Origin of the sequence: Mesorhizobium sp. M0808 (genome assembly GCF_040320025.1) — a bacterium.
Taxonomy (GTDB): Bacteria; Pseudomonadota; Alphaproteobacteria; order Rhizobiales; family Rhizobiaceae; genus Mesorhizobium.
This window is the reverse complement of the sequence record NZ_JAMYOX010000050.1, coordinates 1-13,673: the sequence shown is the minus strand read 5'-3', so window position 1 is coordinate 13,673 and position 13,673 is coordinate 1. Positions and strand designations below refer to the sequence as shown.

The window sequence follows — 13,673 nt, the reverse complement described above, 5'->3', positions numbered from 1 at the left end:
CTTGAATCATAACCCAGCCTCAGACGAAACCCCAGTAAGCCGATTTTCAAAACGGCCTCTTAGCGCTCCACGCTGGACGAAGGCCGCCCTGCAAGAGGCAGCCATGAATCTTCAATCAGAGCGCGGTGGAGCGCCCTAACAGCGTCGTCAAAGCGTGATTCATCAACTATGAAGATTATATCTACGCCGCGCATGAGCTGGTGGATGCCTAGGACCTCTATGCAAGCATCGGCTAGCGCTTGCACAGCAATGGCCGCTAGGTTATGGAGATTTAGGTCGCTTCCGATGGCCGAGACAATGCTCACCTTCTTTGTAACAATATCAGCCGTCGGAAAGCTTTCCTCTAGAGCCTGGACAACGGGCGCGATTACGTCGGGTGCTGCGGCTAGATAATGCGTGATGGTATTTGCGTTTGATGCCTTGGTGACGACGCGGACGTCATAGCCTTTCAACTTCTTGAGTATCTCTGCATCATAGTCATTCCCACCCACCATATCCTGCTCGAAAAACTCTAGGGCATACACTCCTCTGAGGCCGGTGATAATCTCTGCCTGCGGTGTGTCAGAGACGTAGTCGCGCGTAATGACAGTTCCTTCGTCCCCCGATTTGAAGGTATTCTTGAAACGAAGGGGTATATTCGCATGGCGCAGCTCCTTGGCTGCAGCCGGATGTATTGCCTCCACTTCGAGGTTAGAGAGCTGATCGGCGACGTCATAGTTGGTGTGGCCGATGGTGCGGACCCGTTCAATGCCGACAATCTTGGGGTCGGCTGTCGAAAGAGGGTACTCCTTGTGGATTATTGCCTCCTTGGCGCCTGTGAGTACGGCGATCCGGGCGAATGTTAATTCGGTGTAGCCACGGCCATAGAGCTGCACCAGGCCAGCTGGGCATCGGCTGTAGCCCGTGATGATCGGCAGCTGCTTGCCGAGGTCGATCGCGGATAGCGCCGTTTCGATTCGCTCGTCAAGGCTTATTTCAGTTTCGTCACGCCAGCCTGTCATGTCCACGAAGATCGCCGCCACGCCAAGTGTCCTGAGGAGCAGTGCCGTGTTGTGGGAACTGTGGGCTTCGCCCTGCGCGGCGAGAACCTCGCGCACGGTATTCAAGTGCTCTTCGAGCCTGAAGGGGCCATTTGAGCAAAGCCGCTGGAGATCCAACAGGCAGCCGCGCAATCCTTCGATGCGGTCGCGAGCAAAATCATCGGCGACGCGCCTTTCCGGCGAGCGGCCGAAGACTTCCGCATTGATCCTCCTCATCTCACGATGGACCTCTGCGATCGCTTCGACCAAAGCCGATCTTGATCTGTCGTCCGCAAAACGCGCATAGGCGCCGGGCTTGCCAGTTTTCTTGTGCTCGAGGAGCAGATCGGTCATTCCACTATAAGCGGATACGACGAATATCCGGTTGTAGAGTGCGCTCCCCTTGCGTCCTCCAATTAGGACGTTCTTGAGTACGGCAGCGGTGTTGGAGATCGACGTGCCTCCGATCTTCTCGACAGTGTGGGCGCTAGGCTCGCGGTTAGGCAGGAGATTCACCTCAAAATCCTTTTCGACGAGGTAGGTTGGTCAGTTGACAACCCGTGGCACCAGCGCGCCGTCCATACGTCTTGCATGCACGCTGACGTCCATACGTTCTTCTCCTTCTGACGTAGCTCGCAGCGCTGCCATGTCGTGTGAAGGTTCTCCGAAACGCCAGCTATGGGAGGGATGCACGCGTCGTCGTACTTTCCTGGTCTGCGGATGTGCTAGCGCAGGGAAGCCACGGCATCTGGCATGACGAGCGACTGCGGAGAGGCGGAGGAGCCGAATACTCTCGATGTCGACGCTCATTAACCTTGTCTGTGGCGACATCAGATCGCCTCAGAGTCGAGAGGATACGCGCCGGGTCTCAACATGCACCTCGCTGCCGGCTAAGGGAGGTACGTAGGCCAACACCAATTCGATCTCGGCCCAGCGGGTAGGCGTCATGCTTATCAAACGTGTATGATGTTCGGTCGCACGACATGGACTCATCCGCTTGCGAACCCTCGATAGAGCCCGTTCCTGAGATGCAGTAGATCGCCGCCTCAAGGTGGTTCCGATAATGCATCTTGAGCCCCGGATAGATCCTTGTGATTGCCCATTCCATCGTTCTTGAGGAGCAACCGCCCGCTTTCCCAGCTTGTCGTCTGAACCCGCCTGGCTGTCAGTTTCTCCTCGTCGAAATCCCTGACGATCATGATTCACCTCTTACGCTGCGGTGTTCACGGTGCTGCCGATCACGCTATCGATAGCGTCCTCGAGGATGTCGAGGCCTTGGCTAAGCTGATCCTCCCCAATGACGAGAGGGGGAAAACACTTCACGACCTCGTCTTTGGGACCAGCGGTCTCGAGGATGAGGCCATTCTGAAAGGAGGTGCTGATGACCTGACCGGCAATCTCGCCGGACTTCAGATCGATGCCCCGCATCATGCCACGACCCCTGGTTGACACTCGCTCCGGATCGTACTTCCGCGCGACCTGATCAAGGCGGCTTTTCAGCAGATTGCCTTTCTCAGTGACGGACGCTGCAAAGCTACTCGTTCGCCAGAAGTGCTCTAGGGCGGCGCGCGCGGTGACGAAAGCATGGCAGTTGCCGCGGAACGTTCCGTTATGCTCTCCTGGCTCCCACCTATCGAGTTTTCGATCAATAAGGACGAGGGCCATAGGCAGGCCATAACCCGATATCGATTTCGCCATCGTGACCATGTCCGGGCGGAGACCAGACGCCTCGAAGCTGAAGAACGCATCGGTCCGGCCAACACCCGCCTGAATGTCATCTACGATCAGCAGAGCTCCGTGTTTGCGCGCAATGGCCGCCACCTTGCGCAGCCACTCCGTGCCGGCGACATTCAGGCCGCCTTCGCCCTGAACTGTCTCGACAATCACCGCCGCGGGCGCATCTACGCCGCTCGATGGATCCGAGAGCAGGCGATCAAGGTAATCGGCGGTGTCTACACTGGACCCAAGATAGCCGTCATAGGGTAGCCGCGTCACGCCGCCGAGCAATTGGCCGGCGGCTGCGCGATGGTATCGGTTGCCGGTGCAAGAGAGTGCGCCAAGACTCACGCCATGAAAACCGTTGGTGAAGGCAATGACGTTGGAGCGTCCAGTGATCTTACGTGCCAACTTGAGGGCAGCCTCGACCGCGTTGGCGCCGGTGGGACCGGGAAACTGTACGACGTAGTCCAGTTGTCTCGGTTTAAGGATCGTCTCGTCGAATTCCCGCAGAAAAGACTCCTTGGCTTCATTATACAAATCGAGGCCATGGGTGATGCCGTCACTCGCAATGTAGTCAGCAAGCGCGGACTTCAGCTCGGGGGGATTGTGCCCATAGTTTAGACTTGAGCAACCCATGAGAAAGTCGAGATAGGCTGTCCCATCGCGCGCAAACAACTGGGCCCCCCGCGCCGTCGCGAAAACTACGGGAAACCGACGGGCGTAGCTCCGCACTTCGGACTCAAGATGGTTGAAGATCGCAAATTCCTCCTCGCGATCCGGTTTACTTTGGTCAGTCATCGTTGCCTCCCTATTTGGGTATTGGGTAGGTAGGCCGGCGGGAATGCCTACAAATGGGGTTCGCGGTCGAACCAGGGAGCTTGCCGGATTGGCGCCCCAGGTCCGAGCCACAGCTCAACTTGGACGAACACCGGTGCCGCCTCGCGTCGCGTTTCACGAAGAGGACTTCTCAAAAGTGATGCCAACTGCGCCGAGGGAGCCTTAGAATATTTTTCTGAGGTTTGTTCAATGACTTGACCCGAGTGCAGCAGGCAACCAGGGCGAAACAATGTGTCGCGGATTCGACAGACACGACAGTAAGTGTCGGTTGCCCGACGTTTTCTGAGGAATGGCGACGGGGTTTAACATCGGGACCGGGAGCGGATCATATTGCGATCGGCGCTGACGACGGAGCATGCTACAGGCCGGAAATTGGACTGATATATCCAAGCGCTGATCCTCATAGTCGAGATCGAAACAGCCGATCGAGCGATGATGGTTCACCCTCTTGTTAGAGCTGGACGAGCGCCAAATGTGGCCAGATCTTGCGAGCCGCGCGAGGCAAAGCTCCCTGCCGGGATCACGCTTTTCAGGTGACCGCCGCATTTTCACCGGGCACGCACACAGGGGACCAGCACGAATATTCCAGGCGCAAATTTGGGAAGGACGGAGCTTGGCCGTTCTTGCATAGCTACAATGCACAAAATGTGTTTGCGCATTGCTCAACTTTTAGCCATTAAGGCGACAGCTGTTGCACGCGATGGTCTCCTCCCATCTCCATCGCATCAGCTGTTCCTCTGGAGGTTTCAACCTTCACACCTAAAGGGCCTCGGTTTTCCGGTGAACCTGTTTTTTTGGCGGTACCATTACCTTCGTCATTGTGCGCAACGCGGGGCGACGGCCGCTTCCGCCATCGGACTTTGGAGTCATTTCTGCCTGGCGGCGTCGACCCCTCCCGACAGAAGACTGACCTTTGCCAGCCTTCTACGGGCATTGCACCTTGGATGACGTGGGTAGCAAGATGAACCGGCCCGGGTCTGCTTAAGGCGGCTCTTGGCCGCAAAACTCTGCTTAGGTGCCATCTTTGCCCTAATGCTTCCCGCCGGCTGGCGAGATGACCTCCCCGATCGTTGATACGGTCTGCTTGGCGTCCAAACGCGTGTTCAGCCGGCTTTTGCCGTGGCCGCTTGCTACCCCAACTACCTTGCCGTGACTCCATCATCAACGGGCCATCCGCAGAGCCAAATTATCCGCGCATCCTCTGTAGCGCGACATCGCAGATGAGTTATTCAGCGACATCGTAGGTGACGACTTCGACGGCCGCGTTTGAGTTGTGACTGATCCCCTTGTCGAGTTCAAGAGCGATGTCGCTGATCGATGTCGCGGAGCGACATCGATGTTTCCGTGCTGTTGTTTTCGTCGATCGCAGCGATGTCGCTGTTGTCGGTGTCCGATGTCGCTGGCCGGCGTTGTTGGATGGCCGTGCGGCGTCGAAAGCTCTCGACGTTCATGTCGAAGATGATCGCGTGATGGACGAGCCTGTCAATGGTCGCGATGGTCATAGCTTTGTCGGGAAAGATGCTATCCCAGGCGCCAAATGGGCGATTTGCAGTAATCATTATGGATCGCCGCTCATATCTTGCGGCAATGAGTTCGAAGAGCACGCTGGTTTCTGCCTGGTCCTTGTGGACGTAAGACAGGTCGTCGAGGATGATCAGATCGAACTTGTCGAGTTTGTCGATGGCGCCTTCGAGAGCCAGATCGCGGCGGGCGCTCTGGAGTTTCTGGACGAGATCGGTGGTTCGGGTGAAGAGAACCCTAAAGCCGTTCTCGACCAAAGCTGCGCCGAGGGCGGCACAAAGATGCGTTTTTCCGGAACCAGGTGGCCCAAAACACAGGATCGTGCCACCTTTGGCAAGCCATGCATCGCCAGAGGCGAGCGCCATGACATGGGCCTTGCTGACCATTGGAACAGCGGTGAAGTCGAAGCTGTCAAGGGTTTTGCCGTTGGGCAGCCTTGCCTCAGCAAGATTGCGTTGGATGCGCCTTTGCACACGTTCAGCCAGTTCCAGTTCCAGCTCGGCAAGCGCCGCCACAACAGTCGTGCGGCGGGCCAGCCTTCGCGGTCGGCCTGTTGAGTGAGGTCAGGCCACAGGCGTGCGAAGGTGGGAAGCCGCAAGCTCGTCAGCATGAGCGGCAACTTTGCGATATCGACGGATACGGTATTCATTGCGTCATCCCTCCTGTGAGCAGCTGATCGTAGGCAGCAGCAATAGGTAGAACGACAATGATGCCGGGAACCTCGTTGGCAGCGACATCGAAGCGGGTTTGCAAGGCCGCCAGATCGGGCAGTTGCCTGGCATCGAGGCTGCCTTCCAGTGCCGGCGCGAGTTCGGCTTCACAGGCGTTGGAATGAGCGAGCCAGAGCAAGCCGACCATAGTTCGGCAGGCCGCACGCTGGTCAAGCGCTTCAGACATGGCTTGCCAGGTCCGGGCGTAGGCCGCGCGGGGGAACAACTGGTCACGGTAGACGAGATTGGCGAACGCTTGCGGCTTGCGGCGGAGGCTGTGAATGACATGCCGGTAATCAACAACGTGGCCGCCTTGCCCCTTGCCGCCGGGCCGTCCACGCGGAAGGGTAAAGGCGTGGCTTGCCCCGAGATAGCATTCCAGGCGATCATCGTAGAGCCGAACCCGCAGCCGGTGGCCGATATAGGTGGAGGGCGCGGTATAGAAGACCCGGCGCAAGGTGAAGCCGCCGGAGGACGTCACCACAACGACGGTGTCATCGTAATCGGTGGTCTTGCGTTGCGGCAACGCCCTGAGATGGGGCATCTCGACCGTCAGTTCCTGACGGCGCAAGGCATTGCTCCGGCTGATCTGTTCGGCGACGAAGCGGCGGTAGTCGTCAAGCGTGGTGAAGTCTGCCGACCCACGCAAAAGCAACGCCTGTTCGATCCGGTCCTTCAAATGGCCGTTGTGGCTTTCGACGCTGCCATTCTCATGGGCGACGCCACGGTTGTTGCGGGTCGGCGTCATCTGGTAATGGGCGCAGAGCGCCTCGTAGCGCCGGGTCAGATCCTCTTGCGTTTCCTCAGCGCGGTTGGTGAAGGCGGCCGAGAGCGAATCGCTGCGGTGTTCGAGGGGAGATGCACCCAGGCTCCACAATGCGTTTTGCAGGCCGCTGGCCAGAGCCGTGAAGCTTTCTCCGCCCAGAACAACCTCGACATGTTCCCAACTGCAATAGACCAGAACGAAGTGGTACAGCCGGTGAGCAAGGGGCCCACCTGCAATGGTCACGCCCAACGATCGGCAGTCGGTAAAATCCGACATGCCTTGGCGGCCGGGTGGATGGTTTTGGCGAAAGATCACTTCCTGTTGCGGCCCGTGGGAGGCTTTCCATTCCCGCACGCGCCGCACAAGGGTTCGGCGCGCTGGCATCAGCTCCCGTTCGGGGTAGCGCAGGCAAAGATCGTTCAGGATGGTGACTGGCCGAAGGGCCGGAGCTTTCTCCAGTTTGGGAACCACCTCGCTCTCCCCGATGTCGACGAAAGGATCGGCCCGTCCCCCGCCATGGCAGCGCTGGGCTTTCCTCTCGGAGGGAAGGCGCGGGTCTTTCTGAAGACGTGAGGCGGTGCTGGCGCTGAAGCCGGACATCGCGGCCGCTGTTTCCCGGCGGTGTGTTTTGTTCAATCTCATGTACAATCTCGCTTGCTGGTCCGTGATCGGTTTACCGGGCATCCAGGATCCTCTTCTTGGCAGATGAAGATCCAGACGTAGGGCAATCGGTACGGCCGCGGGCGCGGAAATTTCCGCGCCGCGAGGGACCAACCTACGGACGGGCTACGCCCATCCTTCGGTTGGCCCCTCGCGTCACCAGCGATGTCGCTGACTGATCAAGTGCGATGTCGCGCCGCACCTTGACCCGCATCGCTCAAGGATGGCCGGCATCCGAGATCGAAATGCTCATGCCTTGGAACTTTAGGCCTGACGTTATCGGCTGACCGCTTACGCTGCTCAGCCTCGACCTCCATGATCATCTCGATTACTTGCCACAAGCGGCGGCACTCGCGCTTGATCTCGTTCTTCAGGCAGGGTGGCAGATCCCGCCCGTCAGCCGTGCGCAGCGTCTCGAGCTGCTCACGCCAGTCCCGTCTGGCTGGCTTGAAGTCGCGGATGCCCTGGGTCATCAAAAGCCCCTTGACGCGGCTCGAATGCTGGCCGCGTTCGTTGACGAGCCGAGCCCGTTCCCGGCTGCGACGGCGATCGTTCTCCTGCTCGAGGCTCGGCGCGGCGTGACCGGCGGTCGACCAGGATGGAGGCCGGCGTTCCAATGCCTGCTTATCATTTACAGCGAATGCGACGGAGGTAGAAAGCTCTGCCGCAGAGATCGGCCTGCCTGTGGTCGTTAAGCCAGCCATGGGCTGCGGCAGCATCGGTGTCCGATTGTGCCGCAGCGTCGATGAGTTGGTCGAACACACGAGCTATCTGTTCTTCAGCGCCGAGCAGGTCGAGCTTATTGCACGTCACATTCCATGGACCCGTCTTGTTGAAGCGGGAGTAACAACCGACCCCGAACGACGTCGGATCGAGCTCATCGGTTACATCCGAGAGAACAAGGACAATCTTGTCCTGAAGCCCTCCAATGCGACCCGTGGCGAGCATGTTTTGGTTGGGCGTCTCACACCCTCAGAAGTATGGGAGGAACACATTGCCCGGGCCGCCCGCAACCCATACGTCGTTCAAGAGTACATCAGGCCCGGAGAGGTTACGGCTCTGCACCTGCCAAGCCGCTCGATCAAGAAAATGTCATATGGAATTGACTGTTATGTATTCGGTGGCCGCTTAGCAGGTTTTCAGTCGCGCGCAAGCTTCGATGCTGTAATGAACGTCGGGCTGAGCGGGATTCTAATGCCCGTCGCTGTCGCTAGTGCGTGAACCGATGAGCGAGAGAGAGTGCAGTTCCCGCCTGGCGGCGAACTGTCCCGCTTTTCTCAGGCGGACTGTTCGAAATGGAGAACGCGGCTGCGATTGAGGAATAGGCCGACCCGGTCCTGATCGAAAACGAGGCTCGACCGTTTCGTCCACGGACCGTCCTTACCGGCCATGAGAAGCCGGTTTGCCCCAGGGAGACAAGCGACGCACTGGTCCGTGCAGGGCCGACGCCCATGTAGAGGTTGTCGCCCGCGATGGTGAACTGCGCGTGATAGGCCGGGCAGGCACAGGTTCCCTGGACACGCGCAAGGCAATCGTCGGGCCGAAAGGGTAGAAAGCGGCGCGATACATGGCCGATTTCACCCTCGACGGCGTCGCCTAAGCAGCGCAGGCGCATGGGCAAAGCGGCCGACAGGGAAACCGACCAGTCGTCTTCGTACTCATAGAGTGTCTCGCCCGCACCCAGGAACGTCGCCACGCCGTCCTTCATTTCGAGCCAGGGGCCCTCCTCGGTCCCATAAAGTCCGTCTGGGATGCGGGTGCTGCGCTTGGGCGGCGCGTCGCCGAGGAGGGCGGCCATGATCTGGAGCGTCAGACCAGAGGGGTCGGTGTCCTCCCGATTGGAGACCAGCGCGACGCCGACGCGACGATGCGGATCGAGCAGACACTCGGTCTTGTAGCCCACATGGGATCCCCCATGCCCGACAAGACGGGCACCGCCAATCTGCGACCGGGCAAGACCGAGTCCGTATTGGGTCAGGCGGCCGTCGGAGAGAAAGCGGGGGGCGGACAGGCGGGCCAGCCATCCCGCGCCGGGACCTCGGTCGCCGATGAGGGTCTGGAGCCAGATCGCGAGATCTCGCGCGCTTCCGGTCAGGCTGCCGGAGGCAGACAGATGCAAGCCGGCCGTGCCGACCTGCCATCCGTGTTCAGACCGCCAATAGCCGGGCACGAGGCCCGGTACCAGATCGAACCACAATTCCGGCGCGCGGAGAGCGATGCCGAGGGGGCGAGAAATTCGCTCCTGCACGGTATCGTCGAAGAGAAAGCCCTTGTTCTTCAGGGCGGCCTCGACCAGGCGGTAGCCGGTGTTCGAATAGGAGATTTCGTGTCCGGCGGGAAAATTCACGGCGGCGACGTTACCGAGAAAATCCAGAATCGGCTGCGCGTGTGTCGTCGTATGAACGGAGATGCCGAGCAGCGACAGGGTATCGCGTACGTCCGGCAGGCCGCCGGTCATATCGAGGGCGCGGCCCACGGTGACGTCGGCCATGGGCTCGCGCAGGCCCGGCAAGTGAGCGCCGAGTCGATCCTCGAGCCCAATCTTGTCCTCGTGAGGCAGCGCCATCGCGGCGAAGATATGCTTGGTCACCGATGCATAGCGCACGACGCTCGTGTGAGAAAAGGGTACGCCTGTCCCAAGGCTTTCCAGACCGCCTGCAGTCTCGGAACGGATCGTGTTCTCGTCAAAAATCACGACCGCGCCACCTGGGCCGCCCTCACTCTGCCAGGCATTGGCGATCAGAGCCGCAGTTTCAGCAGCGGCGGACCAGCGCAATTCCGTTGACGCGAATGGCATGAGGGAATCTCCTGTATTCAAAGCGCGGGTGTTGCAATACTGTGCATTCTATAGAACTCCGGCCATGATGCGACCTTGTCGGCATTTCGATCCGGCAATAGATGCAGCACGCGGTTGCGCTCCAGATCGCAGATGATCGTTCCGTAGCGCTGTCCTTTGCAGGCCCAGTCGTCAATGCCGACCACACGCGGCGCTTGCGGCGGCTCGAACCCAGCCGCGCGAATCATTCGCAACAGCGTGTCGCCGCTCACCGGCATAGCGAGCCGAACCGTGCGCTGAGCTTTCGGTTGAGCCGTCGCAGGAATCCTCTCCGTGAAGATCCGGGGCGGGCATTGTGAATTCGCGCACCGAAGCCGTCGTGCGTGAAGCCGGATTTCGACAACCCGTCCCTGCCACGGGAGATCAGCAACCGGCGCATGTCGTGACAGTGGAGCACAGCACGACTCCCTCGCCTTCGGCCGGGCCACAAGCAACCACCCTCCGACGCAGGAATCCACGGCGAAGCCGCTGCAAGTACTCCCATCAAGCTGGACTATCGCGCCGCCGGCAGCCGGAACTCAGCAGGGTCCGCCGCGCAAACGTCCCGGCCGCGCGGCGACCGGACGGCGGCGGCAAGCTGCAAGCATGCGCACCCGAACCTCTTTCATTGCGCTGTGCTCACGAGCATAGCCGATAGAGCCAGCACCTCGTTCCTGTTTCGTGAATGACCTGAGTCCCAACCGCGCGGTCACAGCGGAAACGAAGGTTAAGGGTTGCCGCATTGCAGAAAAGGCTTTCGATAACGACCTCTCTGCTGTCAACAATGTCGTCTCCATTGAAGTAAACAATGGCGCCAGTTCCGTCCTTTTCACGGAAGCCCATATGGGTGCTGACGCCGGGATCGCTGCCCTCGTGGCCCCAAATAACATCACCATTTTCAAGGATGAGTTTGTGCCAGCAGAGAAGGCGACCATCATGGACTTCAGAGAGCATCAGGTTGATGGTTGAGTCTTTCAGCAACTCATTTCCGCCTCGGCTTCCATAGGCCGCGAGAAAGAGCGACAGTTCCTCGACGCTCGTGCGCGCCAGCCCCTCCGGACAGGTGGCGTAGCCGTAGAGGCAATGCGGCCTCCCGGCGTAAGTTCATCAATTGTCAAACCAGGAGCTGGTAACAGGGAGGAAAATGATTGCCTGCCCTTCTCCAAATTTTCTTTGGTGACCCTGCATGCCGGTCAACATTGATATCACGCACAAGGGGGCCAGCTACAGTGGGTGTGGACTGATTGCTGGCTGAAGCCGTGTTGAGATCATTTGGCTGCAACGCTGCTGGCGAAATGATGCGCCGACCAACGAGGCGGGATCAAATAGACTGTTTCAATAACGGCTATAGGTCTGCTGAATGCGGACAGTACTGGGAGCTGTTTCTTACCAATCCCTGCGGCCCTCAGGGGCACCGGTCGACGCCGAACAGCGTTGCGCGCCAGCGCCATGCACGCGCCCGCGCGTGGCTGCGGCACGGGTCCGAAGAAAGTGGAGGAGCATCTTGATCAAACCGACCCTAATTAGAGACTCTTTAGAGATTTCGCCAAGGCTCGGACTTGCCAATTCACGGGCTGAGGTGTCGAGGGAGTCGCTGGACAAGGAACGGCAAATGCCTCAAGAGATTCCCGCAAGGTTGGAGGTGGAGAATGACCCAAGTGCGGCGCCGTTTTGTCTGGGAGATCGACTGGAATCTCCTGAGAACATTCACGGTCATCGTGCAGGAGGGAAGCCTAACCGCTGCCGGAGACAAGCTGTCCCTGTCGCAGCCCACAATCAGCAACGCGCTGCGCCGGCTGGAGGAGCATATGGCCTGCCGCCTGATCGATAGAAGCTCGAACTATTTCAGGATCACGCCGGCGGGAGAGACACTCTACAAAGAATGTATGGCAATGTTAGCTATAGTCGCCGGACTGCCGGAACTCATGGAGAAGGATCAAAACCACATCTCCGGCCACGTCGATATGGCTTTCGCCAGTCATGTCGAATGCCCCTTCCTCGATACATTCCTTGCCGACTTCCACAAGGCCCATCCGCGCATCACCTTTTCCACGACGGTTTCGTCCAGCAGGTCCGCCGCTGAAGCCGTGCTCAACAATGAAGCCGCACTCGGCATTTTCCTCGCGCAGGAAAAGCGCCACGACTTGGAATACACCCTGCTTTATCGCGAGCATTTCGGCTTCTTCTGCGGACCAAGCCACCCGCTCTTCCAACGACGAATTTCCGGCTTCGATGAGATGAGGAGGCTCGACTACGTTTCCTTCAAAACCGACGAGCTTTCAGGAGCTCTGGCGCCTGTCGCCGCATTGCGCAAGCAAGAGCAGCTTTGTGGGAAGATTGTGGGACAGTTCACCAATCTCGAAGAGGTAAAGCGCCTGATCAAGGCGGGGTTTGGTTTCGGTCCCCTGCCGATTCACGTCGTTGCTCCAGATGTGGAAGCCGGGCAGCTCTGGCAAATTCCGCCATACACGAATCCACCTTCTGTCGACGTCTATCTCGTGACGAAGCGCACTACCAGGCGCACCCGCGCCCAATCCACCTTTCTCGCGGCACTTTCGGCGGCAATCGACGCCACCCCACTCGAGAGTCGCACATACCCGCAACCAGTGGGCGGCCTCACGTCTGCCGAAGTGTAGCGTGTTGCGTAATCTAGCGTCCAGTGGTTGGCCCAGCAGCGAAAAACGTCCCACCGATTTGACCTGCTTGAGACGGTAATCGGCGGCGCAGGCGCGAGTTTCTCTTTCGCCCGAGTTTACAAAGCTGCCGGCGGTCCTGGGTTTGGGGCTTTGGTGGCGCTTACCTATTGCTCGGCGGTTGACGACCGCGTTGGTGCATGGGTCCGGACTTGACCAGTAAAGTGTCCGATCGGACCGCCAATCTGGTCGAGTAGTGGCTCAACTTGTGAGACATCGCCAGTGGCCTGATCAGTCAGGGTATGGGTGTCAATGCCGCTCGAATTTTCCCCAAAAGTGCCGAAGTAAAATTCCCCAGTTTCGCCGCTCAGGCTGTCGCGGAAGGGTGTCCATTTTTCGGCGGCCGGCCGCGCGGTCGTGATGGTGCGTTGAGCGTCGGCGGCGTGATGGAGGCTTTTGATCGCAGGTGCTCGGGCATGAGCTCGGCGTGTTGTCGGAGCCGATAGCTCGATCCTTCGATCTGGACGACGACCGCATGATGAAGCAGGCGATCGAGAAGTGCGGTTGCGACGACAGGATCGCCGAAGACCTCGCCCCATTCGGCGAAGCCGCGGTTTGAGGTGAGAATCATGGCGCCCTTCTCATAGCGGGCGTTGACGAGCTGGAAGAACAGATTGCCGCCACCGTGGATAACGGGCAGGTAGCCGATCTCGTCGACAACGAGCAGAGCAGGCCGGCAGAAGAAGCGGATGCGTTCCTGCAGGCGGCCTTCGCGTTCGGCCCTTGCCAGTGCGGCGATGAGTTCGGCGAGCGTGCAGAAATAGACGCTCTTTCCAGCCTTCACAGCCTCGACGGCAAGTGCGATGGCCAGATGGCTCTTGCCTGTGCCGGTCGGACTGGGCTCATAATGCCCGTTATCAGGATGGCGAGGCAAAGAAGATTGTCCGTTACGCCTTTCATCCACGTTCGGGCGGGGAGATTTTCGTCACAGGC

8 protein-coding genes and 5 pseudogenes are annotated in these 13,673 nt (G+C 59.3%); 3 read left to right on the top strand and 10 right to left on the bottom strand.

Going from position 1 to position 13,673, the window contains the following annotated elements:
- Nucleotides 1-59: 59 nt before the first annotated feature.
- The 6 genes and pseudogenes from NKI25_RS31910 to istA all read right to left on the bottom strand — a co-directional run bounded on the left by NKI25_RS31910 (nucleotide 60) and on the right by istA (nucleotide 7,256).
- Entirely contained in the window at nucleotides 60-1,535 is a 1,476-nt protein-coding gene (locus NKI25_RS31910; RefSeq protein ID WP_353000417.1) for an aspartate kinase, read from the bottom strand.
- A gap of 352 nt (nucleotides 1,536-1,887) precedes the next feature.
- Complete coding sequence (locus NKI25_RS31905; RefSeq protein ID WP_353000415.1) at nucleotides 1,888-2,088, bottom strand: ectoine synthase; 201 nt, start codon at nucleotides 2,086-2,088, stop codon at nucleotides 1,888-1,890.
- On the bottom strand, nucleotides 2,066-2,218 hold the full coding sequence (locus tag NKI25_RS31900) for an ectoine synthase (protein ID WP_353000413.1): 153 nt from the start codon (nucleotides 2,216-2,218) through the stop codon (nucleotides 2,066-2,068). The genes NKI25_RS31905 and NKI25_RS31900 overlap by 23 nt, the downstream gene beginning before the upstream one ends.
- A 10-nt stretch (nucleotides 2,219-2,228) precedes the next feature.
- Nucleotides 2,229-3,536: a diaminobutyrate--2-oxoglutarate transaminase gene (gene ectB, locus NKI25_RS31895; RefSeq protein WP_352757599.1), complete on the bottom strand. Its 1,308-nt coding sequence runs from the start codon at nucleotides 3,534-3,536 to the stop codon at nucleotides 2,229-2,231.
- Between the two features lie 1,334 nt (nucleotides 3,537-4,870).
- A pseudogene (gene istB, locus NKI25_RS31890) lies at nucleotides 4,871-5,745 on the bottom strand (IS21-like element helper ATPase IstB).
- Nucleotides 5,742-7,256 (bottom strand): IS21 family transposase, encoded by a 1,515-nt coding sequence (gene istA / locus NKI25_RS31885; protein WP_502897473.1) that lies wholly within the window; start codon nucleotides 7,254-7,256, stop codon nucleotides 5,742-5,744. Before istA ends, istB begins: the two are co-directional and overlap by 4 nt.
- A 571-nt stretch (nucleotides 7,257-7,827) precedes the next feature.
- Here istA and NKI25_RS31880 point away from each other — a divergent pair.
- Nucleotides 7,828-8,453: pseudogene (locus NKI25_RS31880) on the top strand (ATP-binding protein); the annotation flags it as partial.
- Here the strand turns inward: NKI25_RS31880 and NKI25_RS31875 are convergent.
- The gene (locus NKI25_RS31875) at nucleotides 8,443-10,029 is read right to left on the bottom strand and encodes a serine hydrolase domain-containing protein (RefSeq protein WP_353000411.1); all 1,587 of its coding nucleotides are present in this window, start codon (nucleotides 10,027-10,029) and stop codon (nucleotides 8,443-8,445) included. The pseudogene NKI25_RS31880 and the gene NKI25_RS31875 overlap by 11 nt on opposite strands.
- Nucleotides 10,030-10,091: 62 nt before the next feature.
- Nucleotides 10,092-10,439, bottom strand: a pseudogene (locus tag NKI25_RS31870) (ISL3-like element ISAzs13 family transposase); the annotation flags it as partial.
- 289 nt (nucleotides 10,440-10,728) lie between these two features.
- Here NKI25_RS31870 and NKI25_RS31865 point away from each other — a divergent pair.
- Nucleotides 10,729-11,016, top strand: coding sequence for a hypothetical protein (locus NKI25_RS31865; protein WP_353000409.1), 288 nt, complete (start codon nucleotides 10,729-10,731; stop codon nucleotides 11,014-11,016).
- A 680-nt stretch (nucleotides 11,017-11,696) separates the two neighbouring features.
- Complete coding sequence (locus NKI25_RS31860; RefSeq protein WP_353000406.1) at nucleotides 11,697-12,683, top strand: LysR family transcriptional regulator; 987 nt, start codon at nucleotides 11,697-11,699, stop codon at nucleotides 12,681-12,683.
- Between the two features lie 215 nt (nucleotides 12,684-12,898).
- On the opposite strand, the pseudogene NKI25_RS31855 reads toward NKI25_RS31860, so the two are convergent.
- Nucleotides 12,899-13,006 (bottom strand): annotated as a pseudogene (locus NKI25_RS31855) (IS5/IS1182 family transposase); the annotation flags it as partial.
- 41 nt (nucleotides 13,007-13,047) lie between these two features.
- Nucleotides 13,048-13,575 (bottom strand): annotated as a pseudogene (locus NKI25_RS31850) (ATP-binding protein); the annotation flags it as partial.
- Nucleotides 13,576-13,673 lie beyond the last annotated feature (98 nt).